The sequence below is a fragment of the Brachybacterium timonense genome (genome assembly GCF_900258505.1).
In the GTDB taxonomy this organism is placed as follows: domain Bacteria; phylum Actinomycetota; class Actinomycetes; order Actinomycetales; family Dermabacteraceae; genus Brachybacterium; species Brachybacterium timonense.
In genome coordinates this window covers 1,478,129-1,496,486 of sequence record NZ_LT984895.1, presented here as the reverse complement: position 1 = coordinate 1,496,486, position 18,358 = coordinate 1,478,129, and the positions used below count along the sequence as shown (strand labels likewise).

At 68.3% G+C, this 18,358-nt stretch carries 18 protein-coding genes; 10 read left to right on the top strand and 8 right to left on the bottom strand.

Annotated elements, in window-relative coordinates; genetic code table 11:
- Positions 1-11 precede the first annotated feature (11 nt).
- Both treZ and C8271_RS06585 read left to right on the top strand, forming a co-directional pair.
- Positions 12-1,820, top strand: coding sequence for a malto-oligosyltrehalose trehalohydrolase (gene treZ, locus C8271_RS06590; RefSeq protein ID WP_245920986.1), 1,809 nt, complete (start codon positions 12-14; stop codon positions 1,818-1,820).
- Positions 1,821-1,825: 5 nt separating this feature from the next.
- Positions 1,826-2,317, top strand: a complete 492-nt coding sequence (locus tag C8271_RS06585) for a DUF3592 domain-containing protein (protein ID WP_106506635.1) — start codon at positions 1,826-1,828, stop codon at positions 2,315-2,317.
- A 28-nt stretch (positions 2,318-2,345) separates the two neighbouring features.
- Here C8271_RS06585 and zapE read toward each other — a convergent pair whose 3' ends face one another.
- Entirely contained in the window at positions 2,346-3,392 is a 1,047-nt protein-coding gene (gene zapE / locus C8271_RS06580) for a cell division protein ZapE (RefSeq protein ID WP_106506634.1), read from the bottom strand.
- Between the two features lie 50 nt (positions 3,393-3,442).
- On the opposite strand from zapE, the gene C8271_RS06575 reads away from it, so the two are divergent.
- Genes C8271_RS06575 through C8271_RS06565 form a run of 3 tightly spaced genes read left to right on the top strand, consistent with a single transcriptional unit; the run spans position 3,443 to position 4,771 of the window.
- The gene (locus C8271_RS06575) at positions 3,443-4,219 is read left to right on the top strand and encodes a dihydrofolate reductase family protein (RefSeq protein WP_106506633.1); all 777 of its coding nucleotides are present in this window, start codon (positions 3,443-3,445) and stop codon (positions 4,217-4,219) included.
- Between the two features lie 32 nt (positions 4,220-4,251).
- On the top strand, positions 4,252-4,449 hold the full coding sequence (locus C8271_RS06570; RefSeq protein WP_106506632.1) for a hypothetical protein: 198 nt from the start codon (positions 4,252-4,254) through the stop codon (positions 4,447-4,449).
- Positions 4,433-4,771: a type II toxin-antitoxin system PemK/MazF family toxin gene (locus tag C8271_RS06565; protein ID WP_106506631.1), complete on the top strand. Its 339-nt coding sequence runs from the start codon at positions 4,433-4,435 to the stop codon at positions 4,769-4,771. The genes C8271_RS06570 and C8271_RS06565 overlap by 17 nt, the downstream gene beginning before the upstream one ends.
- Before the next feature lie 35 nt (positions 4,772-4,806).
- Here the strand turns inward: C8271_RS06565 and C8271_RS06560 are convergent, their stop codons facing one another.
- Positions 4,807-6,141 (bottom strand): alpha/beta hydrolase family protein, encoded by a 1,335-nt coding sequence (locus C8271_RS06560; protein WP_106506630.1) that lies wholly within the window; start codon positions 6,139-6,141, stop codon positions 4,807-4,809.
- A gap of 106 nt (positions 6,142-6,247) precedes the next feature.
- On the opposite strand from C8271_RS06560, the gene C8271_RS06555 reads away from it, so the two are divergent.
- The 5 genes from C8271_RS06555 to C8271_RS06535 all read left to right on the top strand — a co-directional run bounded on the left by C8271_RS06555 (position 6,248) and on the right by C8271_RS06535 (position 11,200).
- On the top strand, positions 6,248-8,209 hold the full coding sequence (locus C8271_RS06555; protein ID WP_106506629.1) for an alpha-amylase family protein: 1,962 nt from the start codon (positions 6,248-6,250) through the stop codon (positions 8,207-8,209).
- Positions 8,210-8,240: 31 nt separating this feature from the next.
- The gene (locus tag C8271_RS06550; protein WP_106506628.1) at positions 8,241-8,837 is read left to right on the top strand and encodes a hypothetical protein; all 597 of its coding nucleotides are present in this window, start codon (positions 8,241-8,243) and stop codon (positions 8,835-8,837) included.
- Positions 8,834-9,259: a peptide-methionine (R)-S-oxide reductase MsrB gene (gene msrB, locus C8271_RS06545; protein WP_106506627.1), complete on the top strand. Its 426-nt coding sequence runs from the start codon at positions 8,834-8,836 to the stop codon at positions 9,257-9,259. Before C8271_RS06550 ends, msrB begins: the two co-directional genes overlap by 4 nt.
- 100 nt (positions 9,260-9,359) lie before the next feature.
- A complete protein-coding gene (locus tag C8271_RS06540; RefSeq protein ID WP_106506626.1) occupies positions 9,360-9,965 on the top strand; it encodes a DUF3000 domain-containing protein in 606 nt (201 codons plus the stop codon).
- Positions 9,962-11,200, top strand: a complete 1,239-nt coding sequence (locus tag C8271_RS06535; protein ID WP_106506625.1) for an HRDC domain-containing protein — start codon at positions 9,962-9,964, stop codon at positions 11,198-11,200. The genes C8271_RS06540 and C8271_RS06535 overlap by 4 nt, the downstream gene beginning before the upstream one ends.
- On the opposite strand, the gene C8271_RS06530 is transcribed toward C8271_RS06535, so the two are convergent.
- The 6 genes from C8271_RS06530 to C8271_RS06505 all read right to left on the bottom strand — a co-directional run bounded on the left by C8271_RS06530 (position 11,160) and on the right by C8271_RS06505 (position 18,351).
- A complete protein-coding gene (locus C8271_RS06530; RefSeq protein ID WP_106506624.1) occupies positions 11,160-11,741 on the bottom strand; it encodes an NUDIX domain-containing protein in 582 nt (193 codons plus the stop codon). The genes C8271_RS06535 and C8271_RS06530 overlap by 41 nt on opposite strands.
- Positions 11,738-13,519 (bottom strand): CTP synthase, encoded by a 1,782-nt coding sequence (locus C8271_RS06525; RefSeq protein ID WP_281260375.1) that lies wholly within the window; start codon positions 13,517-13,519, stop codon positions 11,738-11,740. The genes C8271_RS06530 and C8271_RS06525 overlap by 4 nt, the downstream gene beginning before the upstream one ends.
- A gap of 116 nt (positions 13,520-13,635) precedes the next feature.
- Positions 13,636-14,670: a glycosyltransferase gene (locus C8271_RS06520; protein WP_106506622.1), complete on the bottom strand. Its 1,035-nt coding sequence runs from the start codon at positions 14,668-14,670 to the stop codon at positions 13,636-13,638.
- Positions 14,667-16,469 carry a murein biosynthesis integral membrane protein MurJ gene (murJ, locus tag C8271_RS06515; protein ID WP_245920983.1) on the bottom strand — a complete coding sequence of 601 codons (1,803 nt, stop codon included), beginning with the start codon at positions 16,467-16,469 and terminating at the stop codon, positions 14,667-14,669. Before murJ ends, C8271_RS06520 begins: the two co-directional genes overlap by 4 nt.
- Before the next feature lie 71 nt (positions 16,470-16,540).
- Positions 16,541-17,323, bottom strand: a complete 783-nt coding sequence (locus C8271_RS06510; protein ID WP_245920981.1) for a hypothetical protein — start codon at positions 17,321-17,323, stop codon at positions 16,541-16,543.
- Positions 17,320-18,351 carry a copper transporter gene (locus C8271_RS06505; protein WP_106506620.1) on the bottom strand — a complete coding sequence of 344 codons (1,032 nt, stop codon included), beginning with the start codon at positions 18,349-18,351 and terminating at the stop codon, positions 17,320-17,322. The genes C8271_RS06510 and C8271_RS06505 overlap by 4 nt, the downstream gene beginning before the upstream one ends.
- Positions 18,352-18,358: the final 7 nt, after the last annotated feature.

Here is an 18,358-nt window from a genome sequence, read left to right as displayed (position 1 = left end):
ATCTTCCGTCCATGCCGTCACTGTCCGACGCACCCGCCGTGATGCCCCAAGGAGCTGATCAGCCCGTGATCCGCAGCTACGACGAGTACGCCCTGTGGGCCCCTGCCGCACAGTCCGTCACTGTGCGTGTGGATGGCACCGAGCACGCGATGCGCCGCGGCGAGAACGGCTGGTTCGAGCTGCCGGGTGTTCCGGCCGTGCCGGGCGCCCGCTACGCGTTTCGCCTGGACGCAGGTGAGCTGTGGCTGCCGGACCCACGGTCGCTGTCCCAGCCAGACGGAGTCCACGGTGAGAGCGAGGTCGTGGAGCCGGGCCGTCTGCGCACCACCGAACCGCCGGCCCTGCCCGGGTTCCGCGGTGGGGTGATCTATGAACTGCATGTGGGCACCTTCGCCCCTGCGGCCGACGGCTCCGCAGGCACCTTCGAGACGGCGATCGAACGACTTGATGATCTCGTGGCGCTCGGCGTGGACGCCGTCGAACTGATGCCGGTGGCAACATTCCCCGGCGAGCGCGGCTGGGGCTACGACGGCGTCGGCCTGTACGCCGTGCACGAGGCGTATGGCGGCCCCGCTGGGCTGATGCGTTTCGTGGAAGCTGCGCATGCGCGCGGGCTCGCCGTCGTACTGGACGTCGTCCACAATCATCTGGGGCCCGCGGGGAACTATCTGGGCATGTTCGGCCCCTATTTCACCGATGCGCACCACACTCCGTGGGGCAGCGCCGTGAATCTCGACCAGCCCGGGAGTGATCAGGTACGTGCGTTCCTGGTGGGCTCGGCGCGCCAGTGGCTGGTGGACTTCGGCATCGACGGTCTGCGCCTGGACGCCGTCCACGAGCTGCGTGATGACTCCGCAACGCATCTCCTGGCCGAACTCGCCGACGCTGTCAGCGACTGGGAGGCTGAGACGGGCCGCACGCTGACGCTCATCGCGGAGTCGGATCGCAATGACCCGGTGACCGTCACCCCGACCGCACGCGGCGGCCTAGGCATGGACATGCAGTGGGCCGATGACGTGCACCACGCCGTGCATGCCTGGGTCACTGGGGAGCGAGCCGGCTACTACGTCGATTTCGGCTCCACCGAGGTGCTGTCCCGGACTCTCACGGGCATGTTCGAGCATGCCGGCACGTTCTCGACGTTCCGTGACCAGGACTGGGGCGCCCCGGTCGATCCGGCCTCAACGGATTACGACGCGCATTCTTTCGTGGCGTTCCTGCAGGACCACGACCAGGTGGGCAATCGCGCCACCGGCGACCGGATCCATCACAGCCTCACCCCCGGTGAGCACGCCGCCGCGATCTCGCTGATTCTGCTGGGGCCCGCGACCCCGATGCTGTTCCAGGGCGAGGAGTGGGCGGCGTCTGCCCCGTTCGCGTTCTTCACCGATCATGATGCTGAGCTCGGACCGCTGGTGAGTGCAGGGCGCCGCGAGGAGTTCGCGAAGATGGGCTGGAGTGATGAGGTGCCCGACCCCCAGGCGCCGAGCACGTTCACCGCCTCCCAGCTGAACTGGTCCGAGCGTGACCAGGGCGACCACGCCCGCATCCTCGCCTGGTACCGCACTCTCATCGGCTTGCGCCGGGAGCATGCTGATCTGCGTGATCCGGACCTCAGGCGCGCATCGGTCGAGGTCATCGATGAGGAGACCGTGCTGCTTCGACGCGGTGACCTGGCTGTCCTCGCTCACCGTGGTTCCGGACGAGCCACCGATCTGGTTCCAGCCGACGTCCTGGCGGTCTTCGGCGTCCCGCGCCCTGAGGCGGGTGCGCCGATCGTATTCAGCGGCCCCGGTGCAGCAGTCCTGCGCGTGGGGTGAGACTCATGCAGCTGATGCCGGCGGTCGTTCTGGCCGTGATGACACTGATCGTGCTTGCGCCGGGCATGATCGGGCTGCTGGCGGCGATCCGTCATGGCCGACGCCTCTGGCGCGTGATTCGCCTTCGCCGCTCAGGGCTAAGACTGCGCGGCGTCGTCCTACAGTCACGTGCGCGCCGCATCACAAACACGCATGAGGACCTCACGCAGACGGATCTCACCTGGCGTGACGAGCTCATCCGGGTAGCACATCCGGCTGGCGTCACCGATGGCAGGCCGGTCGTCCCAGGGGCGGACTCGGAGGACCGGACCGGCCAGGAGGTCGATGTGCTCGCTGATCCTCACAACCCGCGCGTGTTCATCGCGCCGGGGGTAGCTCAGCGTCATGCCGTCGGGCGTCAGGTGATCTGGATGCTGCTGGGCCTGGTGGGATTCGCCTCAAGCCTCGGCGTCGCCAGCTGGTTCGTCGGCGGGATCCTGGAGGTGCTGCCCCGCTGAGAGGTGTGGCTGCGCCGGCGCCGCACGCTCACGCGGCGAGCGCCAGACCGTCGCGCACGAGCGAGGACAGGCGCGACAGGGAACGGTAGTACTTCTTGCGGTAGCCGCTGGTGAGCAGTTTCTCGCTGTACACGGCAGGCAACTGGTCAGCTCCATCAGCGCTGGCTGCGAGAACGGGAATCTGCCGGTCGTACAGGCGGTCGATGAGCACCACGAGACGCAGAGCGTCGTTGTGGTCGTCAATGGTGCGCGCATCGGTCACGTGTACGCGTCGGACGTCGTCGATCATCGCGCCGTAGCGGCTGGGGTGGACGGTGCCGAGGTGTGCGAGCAGGTCCGGCAGAGCATCAAGGGTGGCGCCGTCGGCGTCGGCGTCGGCGAGAGCGCGTACCTGCGCACCGGGTAGGGCCGGGATCTCGTCGACAGCGGAGCGGCCGCGATAGTCGACGCCGTCGATGCGCAGCACCTCGAAGCGTTCAGCCATCGCCTGGATCTCCCGCAGGAAGTCCTGGGCGGCGAACCGGCCCTCCCCCAGTGCCTCCGGGAGCGTGTTGGATGTTGCCACGATCGCGACGCCCTGATCGGACAGTTCGCGGATCAGGCGGGTCATCAGCAGCGTGTCGCCGGGATCATCAAGCTCGAACTCGTCGATGCACACCAGTCCTGACTGCGAGAGCACATCGAGTGCCTTCGCAAAACCCAGCAGGCCCACGAGGTTGGTGTACTCCACGAAGGTGCCGTAGGAGCGATGCCCGGTTGTCTCGTGGAACAGCGAGGCGAGCAGGTGAGTCTTGCCGACGCCGAAGCCGCCGTCGAGGTAGATGCCGCGGGCGGGTTCCTTCTTCTTCCCACCCAGGCCGATACGCCCCAGCAGGCCCTTGCCCTTCTTCTCGGGGCCGCCCAGGGAGGCGGCGAAGTCAGCGATCCGCTCCTTCGCCGCGGCCTGCGACGGGTACGCCGGGTCAGGCACGTAGGTGGATAGCCGCGCCTGCTCGAAGCGCGGCGGGGGCACCAGGTCCGCGAGCAGTCGCTCGAGCGTGGGTTCGGGCCGGATCTCCGATAGCGCTGAGGTCACCGACTCAGTCTAGGGCGCCGACGGGGCCTGCTCTCCCCTACCCTGACTGCATGACGCACGCACATGACCTGCACCTCATCTGGAACAACGGTGCGCCGGTCACCCCTCAGCGGATCGCACCGGATGCTCCGGGGGCTCAGATGCTCGCCGAGCTCTATGCACCGCCCGCGGATCGAGTCCATGTGCGCGCCATGATGAACACCACCGTCGACGGTGCTGTGGCAGGGGCCGACGGCACCAGCGGCTCGCTGCGCAATGCTGATGATTCTTTCCTCTTCGGCGTGCTGCGCGCCCTGTGCGATGTCGTCCTGGTGGGTGCGTCCACGGTGCGGGTCGAGGATTACCGCAGGCCGCTCGGCCGACGGGATCTGCTGTCCCCGTCGCGCCGCCCGGGCGGGGCGGCCCGGCCTGCCCTTGCGATCTGGACGCGCAGCGGTGATCTGCCCCCGTCGGTCGAGGCGGACTGGCCCACGCATCTGCTGGTGCCGCCCGGCACCTCAGCGTCTGTGCGCACCCGCACAGGCTTCCCGATCGAGCATGTGCATGAGGTCCCTGATGCAGTTGCCGCCCGTGATGTGCTGGCGGGCCTCGGCTTCCGCGCCATCCAAGCGGAGGGTGGGCCGCAGGCGCTCGCGCAGCTGGCCGATGCGGGTCTGCTCGACGAGCTGTGCTTCTCCGTCTCTCACTGCACCGTCGGCGGAGCAGCCCCACGTGTCATGAACGGAGCCGAGCATCACAGCGAGTGGCAGGTGGCTTCCCTGATCGTCGGCTCCACGGCAACGCTCAGCCGGTATGTCCGACCGTCACCCCACCCCCGCCAGTTGTAGACACAATTGTCTACAACCCCTAGGTTGAGAGCATGAGCGAAACAACCACCATACGAGTCAGTCGGCAGACTCACGGCCGGATCACGCGATTAGCCGCGCAGCGCCACGAGACGGTCGACCAGACAGTTGATCGCGCACTGCGCGCCTTGCGGCAACTGTCGATGGGGCACGAGTTGAACACTGAACTCACCAGCGACGAAGAAACCTGGCTCAATGCTGAACTCGGGTGACATCGTCGAGGTTGATCTGGGCACCCCCGTCGGCAGCGAAGCCGGACGTCGGCGGCCAGCCATCGTCGTGACCGCCAACGGCGTACTGCGGGGCGAACCGAACGTTGTGCAGGTCGTTCCCCTGACTCGGACGATTCGCCCCAGCGGGGCAGAGGTGTACATCGAGCCGGATCACGACAACCGGCTCAGCGCCCCATCGGCGGCGCAGTGCCAGCATGTGCGCTCAGTATCTGTCGCACGACTGGCGACGACTCGAGGCGCCGTCGGGCCCGTAGCTCTCGCCGAGGTGCGCGAGGTGCTCGGGTTGTTGCTCGACCTCTGAGAGCCGAGGCCGCGCAGTACTACCGCCGCGCCTGGTCACCGCCGCTCCCCCGTGGCGTGCGGCCCGGGGGCGGTGCCCGGATTCCGCACCGGCAGGTCAAGGGCGCTGACGTCGATGCGCAGACCGAGCGTGCGCGCCATATGGTCGGCCACCACCCGCTCGTAGCGTTCCGGGTCACGGTTCCACTCGCGGGTATGGGAGGCGCCCTCGAAGCCTTCGAAGCGCACACGGTCATGAGCCAGCGCAGCCAGGCGACGGCTCGGCCCCACCGGCACGGTCGTGTCATCGAGAGCATGCAGCAGCAACGTCGGCACCTGCAGGTGGTCGGCGTAGAACTCCGGGCGCATCTCGAGCAGAGCGAGCGGCTCGCGCAGTGCGATGGTGCGATGGCCCACGCCAGAGGCCATCATCCACAGCGCCATGCGTTGCATCACGCGCGGCGCCCGCAGCGCGTTGGCGTGGTGGACCAGGATTTCCGTCCAATCCACCGCGGGTGAATCCAGAACGACACTGGCGATCGCGTCCCGACGAGGGGACTTCACGGCCGTACGCAATGCGATGCCGCCACCCATGGACCAACCGACCAGGACAACCCGTTGCGCGCCGGCGTCGAGCGCATGCTGGACGGCAGCATCGGCGTCCTCCCACTCTGCTGACCCCAAGTGGTACAGCGCATCGGCAGACGCTGGCGCGCCGACGTCATTGCGATACGTGATGGTGAGCGTGGTGATCCCGAGCTCGTGCAGAAGCGGGATCAGCCGCAGCGCCTCACCTCGCGTAGCGCCATGGCCATGGATCAGCACCGCCCAGGTGCCGTCGGCGCCGGTCCTCCGGGCACGCTCGGGATCGGCGGCCACCAGCCAGGCGGGCATCTGCCCCACCGGGGACTGCACCTGCACCTCGCGGGTGTCCAGGCTGTGCGCTGTCCACGGAGTGCCGGCCCAGAAGAATCCATTCGTGCGAGCTCGGCCCACACGCGGCCCCTCCGCGGTGTCCTGAGCGAGGATCGGGCGGGAGACAGTCCGCGCCGTCGGGCGCCCCGTGACGGCGCCGAGCCGCACATGCACCGCCCCACCGGACTGGCGCAGCGCGATCACCCCGTTGCGTGCGGTTTCTGCTGTCGCGTCCAGATGCAGGCGATCCGGGTAGGCGGCACGCACCTCGGTGTCGGGCCGCTGGCGCAGGTCCCCCTGCGGCACCAGGGCGATGCGAGCGATGATCCGGGCACCGAGCGTCAGTAGTCCCCCGGTGAGGACGAATGCACCGCCCACTGTGATTCCCGCGAGCACACTGCTGCGCAGGTGCCCGCGCAGACGAGGGCGAGAACCGGACCGGGAACGACGAGCCTGTCGATGCGAGGCACTGTCCATGGCCTGCAGTGTAGGTCCCCGACCGTCGAGACAGCTGATACCTAGGATGAGGAGGACACGGGCGCCGGTCCGGCCCGTTTTTCCGCACCGTCGAGGAGCCCCGCTGATGCGCACATCTGACCATTCGGCCACGTCGGCCACCACTCCTGCGGGTGCCGACCCTCTGCGTGACGTGGATCCGGCGCTGCGCCGGTCTTTCGATCTGCGCCTCGCACGCTACGGTGATGATCTTCGGCGCGGACTGCAGGTGGTCTACGGCGAGCGCGCCGATGACCTGTTCGAGCGGGTGCTGCAGAGCGTCGCCGCCGCAATGGAGCAGCGCCCGGAGGATCTGCGCGAACGCGACGAGGCTCGCCTGCTGCGCCCTGATTGGCTGCAGGACCCCGGCATGCTCGCCTACGTGGCCTACGCCGATCGCTTCGCCGGTGACCTGGCAGGAGTGCGCAGCCACCTGGATCACCTCGACAGCTTGGGCGTGACGCACCTGCACCTGATGCCGCTGCTCGACCCGCGGCCCGGAGACAGCGACGGCGGCTACGCGGTGCGTGACTACCGGACGGTGCGTGCTGACCTGGGCACCATGGATGATGTCGCGGCGCTGGCGCGGGACCTGCATGCGCGCGGTATCAGCCTGGAACTCGATCTGGTGCTGAACCATGTGGCCCGCGAGCATGAGTGGGCTGTACGTGCTCGCGCCGGCGAGCAGCGCTACCGCGACTATTTCCGCGTGTACCCCGATCGCACGGAGCCGGATCGGTGGGAGGAGTCGCTGCCAGAGGTGTTCCCCGATTTCGCACCGGGCAACTTCACCTGGGACGACGAGCTCGACGGGTGGGTGTGGACCACGTTCAATGCGTTCCAGTGGGACGTGGACTGGTCCAACCCGGATGTGTTCTGCGAGTACCTGGACATCATCCTGTTCCTGGCGAACCAGGGCGTGGACGTGCTGCGGCTGGACGCGATCGCCTTCACATGGAAGCGCCTGGGCACCGATTGCCAGAACCAGCCGGAGGTGCATTACCTCACCCGTGCCCTGCGCGCAGCCGCCCGGATCGCCGCGCCTGCGCTGGCCTTCAAAGCTGAAGCGATCGTCGGCCCGCAGGACCTCATCGAGTATCTGGGCACCGGCGAGAACTGGGGGCTGGTCAGCGAGACGGCCTATCACAACTCGCTCATGGTGCAGCTGTGGAGCGCCCTTGCCGCCCGCGACACGAGCCTGCTGGCCACGGCGCTCGCTGCATTCCCGGCGAAGCCCTCACGCACCACCTGGTGCACGTACGTGCGCTGCCATGACGACATCGGCTGGGCCGTCACCGATGACGACGCCGCGGCAGTGGGCCTGAACGGCTTCGCTCACCGGGCGTTTCTTTCGGACTTCTACTCTGGTTCCTTCCCGGGTTCCTTCGCTCGCGGGCTCGTGTTCCAGCACAATCCCGCTACCGGTGATGCCCGTATCTCCGGTTCCCTGGCCTCACTCGCCGGCCTGGAGAGGGCTCTCGAGGATGGTGACTCGGCTGCTGAAGCGCTCGCGGTGCGGCGCATCCTCATGCTTCATGCCGTGATGATGGGTTTCGGCGGTGTGCCGTTGCTGTATATGGGCGATGAGATCGCTCTGATGAATGATCCGGAGTGGGCCGACGATCCCGCGCATGCCGGTGACAACCGCTGGGTGCATCGCCCGCGCATGGACTGGGAGGCGCTCGGGCGGATCGAGGCGGAACTGGCGAAGGGTGAGGAGACACCCCTGTCGGCTCAGGCGCGGGTGCTTGCCGGCATCCGGCATCTGGCGGCGGTCCGGGCGCGCACCCCGCAGCTGCATGCCAGCGTCGAGTCAGTCATCGTGGGCGGCCACGATCACCGATTGCTTCTGCTGCGCCGCGACCATCCACGCGGCTCGATGGCGCAGCTGTACTCCTTTGCTCCGGAGCCGGTGAGCATCGATCCCGGTGTGCTGCGCGGCATCGTCGGGGCTCAACCCGCTGAGCTTCTGACATCGACGGTGTGGGACCTGGAGGTGCCGGAGATCACCGTGAGCCCGTACGGAGCACTGTGGTTCGTGCACAGGTGAGAGCGCCTCGAATGTGAGTAGCATCGAGGGCATGCACAGCAGTTTCATCGTCCTGTCGGAGGTGCCGCTCGAGAACGCCGACGCCATGCGTGCCTTGGAGTATCTGGGGCTCAGCCCGGACGCCGAGGCCGATGCCGACGAGTCGCTCGCGGCTGGTCCTGGTGACACGAAGCAGGATCCTCGTGTCGGCCCGGCGGCTCCTGCTTCCGGGCCACGGGTGGATGTGGTGGTTCCTGCGGACACTGAGCGTTCGGTGATCGCAGAGGTCATCGATTCTCTCGGTCTGTTGGATCTGCGGGCCGCTTGGGATGCCATTGCCGAACGAGCGCAGGGTGAACGCACACGGCGCCGTGCCGCGAACGAGGCGCAGGCCGTGCTCGCGTCCGTCACGCGCGCTTTCGAATCCGTCGGCTGCATCGTGGATGGTTCGGTGGTGGAGGATGATCCGATCCCGTCGATCCGCGAACGCCTGCAGCAGGGCTGCTCGCTCGGCGCGGTGGTCGTCTACTCGGATCCGCAGCTGCTCGAGGAGACCTTCGCGCAGGACTGGGCGCACCGCGTCGAGGATCATCTGAGCGTCGCCGTCCTGCATCTGTACCCCGGCAGTGGAAGGATCGGCACAGCATGAGCAGTGAGCGTCCCATCGGCCAGGGCACGTACCGCGTGGCGTTCAGCGCTGAGCAGTGGCGTGAGCGGCTGAGTCCGCAGGAGTACGCGGTGCTGCGCGACGGCGGAACGGAGCGACCGTTCACGGGTGAGTACGAGGAGGTGCGCGAGGCGGGCACCTATGAGTGCCGAGCCTGTGGCGCGGAGTTGTTCACGGCTGCCGAGCAGTTCGATGCGCGGTGTGGCTGGCCAGCCTTCTGGGCGCCGACGGATTCGGACGCGGTGGAGCTGTTGGAGGACACGTCCCTGGGCATGCGCCGGATCGAGGTGCGGTGCGCTGCCTGTGGATCGCATCTGGGCCACGTATTCGAGGGTGAAGGCTTCCCCACCCCGACAGACCAGCGGTACTGCATCAACTCGATCTCTCTGCGTCACCGCGAGTGACCCGCCGCGAGCGCCACCGCGTCTGTGCAGCAGAGCACCCAGGCGCTGCTCCCGGCGCGCCTGAGCCGCAGGCCCGGAGTGCGCCAGTAGCCTGGCAACCGTGTCTGTCCACAGATTCCGCTCCGGGAATGCGGAGTTCCACGCCGCGATCGCCGCGATGACCGCTGCCCCGCTGCGTCACGAGGTGCAGTGGCGTGAGATTCCTGCACCGACGCGGATGGCACCGGCAACCTGGGCGGCAACGGCGGAGATCCTGGTCCACGACGAGGAACTGGCCAGCGGTCGTCTTGTCGTGCTGCATGACCCAGCAGGGCAGGAAGCCTGGGACGGGACCTCACGGATGGTTGCTCTCGTGCAGGCGCAGCTCGAGCCAGAGTTCGCGATCGAATCGATGCTCGGGGATGTCGCCTGGTCGTGGGTCACAGAGTCCCTCGAGCTCCATGACGCTGCCACGCGGGAGCTCGGTTGCACCGCAACGCGCGTGGTCTCTCAGTCCTATGGGGCCCTCGCGGCGCGTCCCTCGACCGTGGATGTCGAGATGCGCGTCTCGTGGACGCCCACAGACCTCGAACTCACCCCCCATTTCCAGGCGTGGACAGCCATGCTCGCGGCTGCCGGTGGGCTGCCGCCTGTGACCGAAGGCATCGCCCCGATCTCGCCCACGCATCGCGCCCGCGCTCCGATCAGCGTGCAGGACGCCCCGTGAGCGCAGATCCAGCCTCCGATCACCCACCGCGCCCGCTCTCCACTCCTCGGGACGGGGTCCCGGATGTGACCGACAGGGTGCAGACCCTGCTGCAGTGGTGCGAGGCAGCGGAGCACGCCCCGCATGAACCGGTCGCGGTCGACGCCGAACGTGCCTCAAGCTTCCGCTACTCCTCTCGCGCTTACCTGGTTCAGCTGCGTACCGAGGCGGCGGGCACTCTCCTGCTCGACCCCCTCGCGTTCACACTGCCGGGGCGGCTGGCGAGCGTGCTGTCTGACCGCGAATGGGTGCTGCACGCGGCCGACCAGGACCTGCCGTGCCTGCGTGAGCTCGGACTCCAGCCCCACGCACTGTTCGACACCGAGCTTGCTGCGCGCCTGCTGGGCATGGAACGCGTGGGCCTGGGCGCCGTGGTCGAGGACACGCTGGGCTTGGTGTTGGCGAAGGACCACGCCGCCGCCGATTGGTCGCGTCGGCCTCTGCCGGAGTCCTGGCTCACCTACGCGGCTTTGGACGTGGAGGTCCTCGTGCAGGTGCGTGACGTGCTCGCCGCACGACTCGAACGGGCCGGCAAAACGCAGTGGGCCGCGGAGGAGTTCGAGTATGAGCGCACCCGCGTCCCCACCCCGGTGCGCTCGTCGTCGTGGCGCGGTCTGCACTCCCTGGGTTCGCTGCGCTCCACCCGCCAGCTCGCCGCCGCGCGATCGCTGTGGGAGCGCCGTGACGAGATCGCTCGTGACCGCGATCTGTCGCCGCATCGTGTGCTGCGCGACCGCGAGCTGGTCGCTGCAGCCAAGGCGGCACCGCGGGGCCGTGACGCGATGATGGCTGCGCTCCCCGCAGCACTGCACCATAAGGACCAGTGGTGGAAGGCGGCCCGGACCGGTCTTGACCTTCCGGCCGCTCATCTACCAGAACGCGCGCAGGCGCAGTATCCACCGCCCCACAAACTGTGGTCGAAGAAGTGGCCGCAGGTGTGGGACCGCTACCGGGTGGCGCGCGAGGCGATGGCGCAGCGCGCCGAGGAGCTGCAGCTGCCATCGGAGAATCTTCTGCAGCCGTCGTTGCTGCGCACCTGGGTGTGGGAGCACGAACAGGCCGGGCCGCGCGAACAGATCGAGCAGGAGCTTCTCACGCTCGGGGCGCGGCCCTGGCAGGCGGAGCTGTCCGCCCAGGTGCTGGCCGCGTGCGACCTCAGCGAGACCGGCTCGCGAGGTGAGCCAGGATCGCTGTGACGAGCGTGCCGCTGGTCAGGCGACCGGAGAGCACCGCGCCCGCGACATCGCTGACCGGCACCCAGCGCACCAGGAGCTCAGCCTCCTCATCCCTCGGCTCGAACTCCTCATCCGGAGCACGGGTCACGTCACGGGCCCGGTAGATGCGGATCAGCTCATCGGAGCCGCCCGGGGAGGGACGCAGCTGCAGCAGCGGTTCTAGATGCTCTGCGGTGTACCCGGTCTCCTCGCGCAGCTCCCTGGCTGCCGCGTCGGCGGGATCCTCACCGTCGATATCGAGCAGGCCGGCGGGGATCTCCCACAGCGCGGACCGGGCCGGATGTCGGTACTGGCGGATCAGCAGGGCACGGTCCTGGTCGTCGATGGCCAGCACGGCGACTGCTCCGGTGTGACGAACGTACTCGCGGTCGAACTGCACGCCGGGGGCGAAGTCGATCGTGTCGCGGGCGATGTCCCACACCATGCCGTGGTGCGTGATCCGGCTAGCGGCAAGGGGCCGCGGATCAGGCTGGTCGGCTAGCTCCTCGGATGGTGTGCTCATGGCTGTTCTCCTGACGTGCTTCGCGAGGCATGCTCGGCCTCCTGCGCTGCCACCGGGTCCGCATTCCGTTGTGCGTTTGCCGTCGGATACGTCTGCGCGCTGCGAGCCGATCGCTGCGCGGTGAGCGCTGCACCGATGAGAGCGGCGAACAAAGGATGTGCATGGGTTGGCCGGCTGGTGAGCTCTGGATGGGCCTGGGTGCCGATGTAGTACGGATGCACGTTCTGGTCGAGCTCCACGACCTCGACAAGGGAACCGTCCTCGGATGCGCCACTGGCACGCAGACCTGCCTCCTCAAGCTCTCCGCGGTGCTCGGCGGAGACCTCGTAACGGTGCCGGTGCCGCTCGGTCACCCGCGTGGTGCCATACGTCCGCGCGGCAAGGGAGCCGTCGACGAGCACGTGCTCCCACGCGCCCAGTCGCATGGTGCCACCCAGGTCTCCCTGTCCGGCGACGATGTGTTCTTGTTCGGCGAGCGTCGCGATCACCGCATGCTCGGTGCTGGGGTCGAACTCGGTGGAGTGGGCGTCCTCCCAGCCGAGCACACTGCGGGCGTACTCGATCACCATGCACTGCATACCCAGGCACAGCCCGAGCGTGGGCAGACCAGTCTGACGGGCGTGCCGCAGTGCCCCCACCTTGCCGTCGACGCCACGCACGCCGAACCCGCCGGGTACAACGATCGCGTCCACGCCAGCGAGCTGATCACGGGCCCCCTCGGGGGTGGTGCACGTGTCCGACTCGATCCAGTGGATCCGCACGCGTGTGTTGTGGTGGAAGCCGCCTGCCCGCAGCGCCTCGGTCACGGACAGGTAGGCATCGGGCAGGTCGATGTATTTGCCCACGACGCCGACTGTGACCTCGTGCTCCGGATGGTGCACGCGGCGCAGCAGCTCACCCCACTGGGACCAGTCCACATCGTGGGAGAGCAGATCCAGCCGCCGGATGGCGTACACGTCGAGTCCCTCATCGTGCAGCACACGCGGGATGTCATAGATCGACGGGGCATCGGGACAGGTCACCACAGCGTCGCGGTCCACGTCGCAGGTCGAGGAGATTTTCTGTTTGATGCCCTCGGGGAGGGCCCGGTCTGCGCGCAGCACGATCGCATCCGGCTGGATACCGATCGAGCGCAGGGCCGCCACGGAGTGCTGTGTCGGCTTCGTCTTCAGCTCCTGGCTGGGGCCGATGAACGGAACGAGGGAGACGTGCACGAAGAACACGTTGTCGCGGCCGATGTCCTGGCGTACCTGGCGGGCGGCTTCCAGGAACGGCTGAGATTCGATGTCGCCGACCGTCCCACCGATCTCGGTGATGATCACGTCCACGTCGTCACCGGCTTGCGCCCGCATCGCTTCCTTGATCGCATCGGTGATGTACGGGATCACCTGCACGGTGTCCCCCAGGTACTCGCCGCGCCGCTCCCGGGCGATCACACCCGAGTAGATCTGGCCGGTGGTGACGTTCGCTTCACGGGTGAGGGCAACATCCAAGAAACGCTCGTAGTGGCCGATGTCGAGGTCGGTCTCGGCGCCGTCGTCGGTGACGAATACCTCGCCGTGCTGGAAGGGGTTCATCGTGCCCGGGTCGACGTTCAGATACGGGTCCAGCTTCTGCATGCGCACCCGGAGTCCACGGTTGCGCAGCAGCATGCCTAGGGAGGCTGCGGTCAGGCCCTTGCCCAAGCTGGAGACCACGCCGCCGGTGACGAAGATCTGCTTGGTGATGCCGTGATTGCGAAACGGTTTGGCGAGCGCGGGACGGTCGGCGCGCGGAATGGGGCCTGTGCTGGTTCCCGGCGTCGCCGCCGTGGCTCGGGGCTGCGCTCCCTGCGTCTCGCGGTTGTCAGTACGGCTGGTGATCCTGGTATCTGCCACGGACTGCCAACCTAGCATCAGCGAGCATCCACGCCGAGCACGTCCAGCAGTTGAGCGGTCATGTCGTGGTCACCGGGCAGCTCCCGGGCTCGACGGGCGGAGGCTGCGGAGGCCGCAGCCAGCGTTGCCGGATCGTCCATCTGCTCGATCGCGTCGGCGAGCTGGGTGCTCTCCCCCACCGGCACGAGCACGGCCGCGTCACCGGTCACCCATCGGGTGCCACCTGCGTCGGTGGCGATGATCGGCATCGCGGCACCCAGCGCCTCCTGCAGGGCGACAGGCTGGCCTTCCCAGACCGCCGCGGAGACCACGAGGTGGGAATCGGCCAGCAGCGCCGGCACATCGGTGCGTCGCCCTAAAAGCTCCACCGGGGCGGCTTCGTCGGCGATGCGCAGTTCAAGATGCGATCGCAGCGGGCCCTCCCCCGCGATCCTCACCCGTACCGGGAGGCCGCGTCCCGTCAGGATCGCTACCGCGTCCAGCAGCGTGTCCAAGCCTTTCTGCGGCGCCAGGCGGGCGATCACGAGGATCTCGAGTCTCTCCCCCGCCTGCAGGGGCCGCGACCGCGGGGCCTGGGAAGCGTCAGCATGCTCCATGGCCGGCGAGTCCGGTGCGGGGATCACCGCGTGGCGCACCTGGCGGGCTCCTGCCGCGCGAGCACGGCCGACGAGATCCGGGGAGACTGCGAGCACGACATCAGCGCGCGCTGCAAGGACACGCAGCAGCAGCCGCCCCATGGCCGTCACCGCCCTGCCGCCGACGGGGAGGTTGTGCAGGGTGACCACGACGCGGGGCCCAGACCGTGGCAGGGCGAGCGCGGTGAGCGCTCCGGCACGTAGACCATGCGCGTGCACTGCCGTGGGGCGGGTACGGTCCGCCTCGCGGCGCAGGGCGGCGATAGCGCGCGGATCCCGCAGCGGATGCGGCATGGACCCGATCCTGACAGGGGCTTCATGCACCGCGACGCCGGCCGCGGCGAGAAGTCGTGCCTCATGATCGACATGGGCGGCAAGACCGCCGTCAGCAGTGGGCCGGACCAGCAGGACGCTCACGGCGTCTGCTCCGTCGACGTCGACGCCGCTGGCGATGACGACGAGGGCGACGAGGATGATGAGGACGGCGAGGTCTCGGACGCTGACGTCTGAGACGACGGCTTCGGCGTTGACGAGCGCCGACGCAGCCGCTGCACCAGATGCCGCACCTGGGACGGGTCCGCGAGCGCCATGATGAGCAGCGCGATCAGACCGGCGCAGACACCGCCAGCAACCCCGGCGAGCACGGCGCCCGCTTCCGATGTGCCGGTCGTCGTCCACCACCGCACGAGCAGCAGACCTGGGATACCACCACCGAACAGTCCCAGTGGACCGAACAGGGCGGTGCGCCGGATCGCACGAGGCTCATCCGAGGCGGCCAGCAGGGTGCTCACCCGGCCCAGCCCCACCAGCGCCCCCAGGCCCATCCCGCATGCGATCGCCAGACCGAAGGCCGTGGCTGCTTCAGCTGCGGTGCGATCCGGTGCCGGCAGCCCCATCACGAGCACGAGGACCGCGGCGATGAGCCATCCGACAGAACCCACCACGAGCGCATCCTTCGCCTGCAATGCGGCCGACAGGATCCGGCTGGCCTGCATCATCACGGCGTACCCGGCCAAACCCAGTGCAAGCGCGGCGGTGGCTGAGCCGACACCGGTTGCTCCGGCTCGGTCGACGCCCCGGAAGAACTGCTCCAGCGCTGGGCCAGCGGCGAAGAGCGCAGATGATCCGATCACTGCTACGACGATCACCATGCGCAGGCTCGCCGCCGCCATCCGGGCGAACGCGACCGAGTCGCCTACCAGGCGCAGCTCTGACAGATGCGGGAACACGCTGGTGAGAAGTGGAACGACGAGCACCGCATAGGGCAGCAGATACAGCGCCTGCGCGTACTGGAAGACTGGCAGCGTGCCGGTGCCGCCGGCGCGCATGGACAACAGCAGAATGAGCGCCATCACGCCCTGCTGCGCAACAACTGCTCCCAGACCAGCGCCGGCGAGCGAACGCGCCCGCACGCCGTAACCGTCGGGCATCCGCAGTGCAGGGCGAAGCCGCAGACCCAGGCGCAGTGACGAGATGAGAACAGGCACCGCCATCGCCGCGACGCCGGCGGTGGTTCCCCAACCCAGCCAGAGCACGGCCGACCGCGGGATCGTCGCGGCCGTAGCTACGACCGGCACCTGGGCGGCGTACACGCGGTACGCGGCCATCACCACGAGTGAGGACACCAGCGGCATCAGCGCCGGCCAGGCGAAACGGCGCCTCGCCTGAAGGTAGGCGCCGAAGAGGATCGCGAGCCCGTACAGCGGCAGCTGCACCGCGAAGATCCGCAACAGGTCGGTGCCGAGCGTGACCACGGCAAGCCCGGCTGAATCGGTTCCGAGCAGCAGCTGCGCGAGAGGGTGCGCGAAGACGGCGATCGCGATGGCCAGCGGCACCGTGGCCAGCAGCACCCAGCACACAAGCGCGGACATGACAGCGTCAGCGGTTCCTGACTCCCGCACGTCGGGCTGCGCTGCCAGCTCGAGGCCACTGTCCTCGGGGAGCTGTACCAGAGGTTCGTCGGCACCGGGTGTTGCCGACGGCTGCGTGCCGTTCTCGCCCTCCGGCACCAGTCCCGCCACCAGTGGTACGACAACAGCTGCGAGAGCGCCGCCGGCGACCACCTCGAACAGCACCGTGGGCAGGAGGTTCGCACTCGCATAGGCGGTGCCCACATCGCCCGCGCCAACGCTGGCGCCGAACACCAGGTAGCGGACGAAACCCGCGATGCGTGCGGCGATCGTGATGACCAGCACGATGCTGGCGCCGCGCAGCACGGAACGGGTCCTGTCGGAAGCGCCTGTTCGCTGTGTGCTCGCCGCTGACGTGCTCTGTGCGCTGTCCCGATTCATACTCGCTCCCCGTCGCCGCCGCTTCGGCGCCCCAGCTGGTCGATCGCCCGCAGCGTCGGCGTCGACTCGATGACGGCGGTGAAGCTGATGCGCTCGCTAGCGAGTGTCAGAAGCACGACGCCGGTGAGCAGCACCGTGCGCGGCAGCGGCCCCATCCGCTCACAGACGACAGTTCCGAGTGCGGCACCGAGAGCATTGGCACCGGTGTCGCCGAGCATGCCGCGTTCAGCGAGATCGACAGGCAGTGCCAGCGCGGCGGGGAGCAGCACGGCACCGCTGCGCAGCAATGCGGCGGGAACGATCACGGCCTTCAGGGCGCGCCCGGGACGAAGATCGAGAAGGTTCACCAGGTTCGCGGCGCCAGCGACGAGCGCGGTATCAGCCAGGAGGCGCATCGGCCGACGGGGACCCAGGCGCTCGATCGCCGCGAGCCCTGCGAGTGCAGGGATCCCCAGCGCTTTGGCTGCCCCGGTGGTGAGTCGGCCGTGCGCGAGAGCTCCCAGATGGCCACGAAGGCCCTTGGCCTGCGGCTCGCCACGGGCGCGTCGCCGAGGTTCGAGCAGGTCATCAGCAAGTCCTAACAGGCCGATGCCGGCGAGGGCAATGCTGGCGACGGGCCGATCGCGGCGGGCGGTGAGCACGATCAGTCCGGCGTGGACGGCGATGCCTTCGGCGAGGGTGACGGTGCGTCCGGCGTAGTTCGTGCGTCGCAACTGCGCGGCGATGGCATCGCGCAGCGTCGCGAGGGCACCGCACGACGCAGAAACGATGGGGTTCACTGCTCGCCTCCCCCGTCGGATGCCTCCGCGGACTCACTGTTCCCGCTCGTCGGCACACCAGCCGTTTCGGGCAGCTCCGGCAGGCGGGCGTCTGCGTCGGCGGCGGTTCCGTAGTCGCCCTCGCCGTCGCGAGTCTGCTCGATCAGTGCAAGCACGGCCAGCAGCGCGCCGTCGCTCTCCTGAAGCCGGTCGGTGGTGGACACGGCGCTGAATCGCGAGTCTCCACGCACGGTCCGCAGAATGCTCGTCGAGCTGTCGTTGCCGGGTGTGGTGCCGGCGATCACCACGGGCAGTTCGGTAGCGGACATCTGTGAGGCCAGGGCGGAATGGATCTGGAGCAGCAGCTGCGAGCGGTTCGTCGCCTGCGCCTCGTTCTCTCCGGCAACCACCAGCTGTGCCGGGTCTGCGGCGGCAAGCAGGATCGCATCCGGCAGAGGTGCATCCTGACCGTCAACCGTCACAATCTGCCCGTCGACGAGCTGCTTCCACAGGTCGCCGCGATCGCCCTTGCTGATCGTCGCCCGCTGAGGAGAGAGCAGATCGATCATGAGGGCTGACAGCTGCTCCGATGTCGTGGGCAGATCCTGCAGTGCCTCCGGTGCAGTCTCACGGATCGCATCGACAGTCTCCTGGCGCTGCGTCTCCTGCGAGGGATCCCACAGCGTCGACTGCAGTGTGATGCGCGTGCTGATCTCGGCGCCAGCCGAATCAAGCAGGGAGCTGACCTTTTCGAGAGCGGGACGGGTCGACGTGGAGTCAGTGATCACGGCGATGCGCTTGCCCTGCAAAGCGCCGGCGACCATCTGCGGTCCAGCTTCGGAGATGAAGGAGGACAGCTGTTCATTGCGCTCGCCGAGCTGCTCGTTCTGCGTGCGCAGTTCGTCCTGCTCGGTGCGCAACTGCTCGACCTGTCCAGTGAGCTGATCGCCCAGGTTCTCGCGCAGCGGCCCTGCCCCCAGCACGATCCCCACGGCAAGAGCGAGGAACACGGAGATCAGCGACACGAGGTGATAGCGGAAATCGATCACGTCAGGC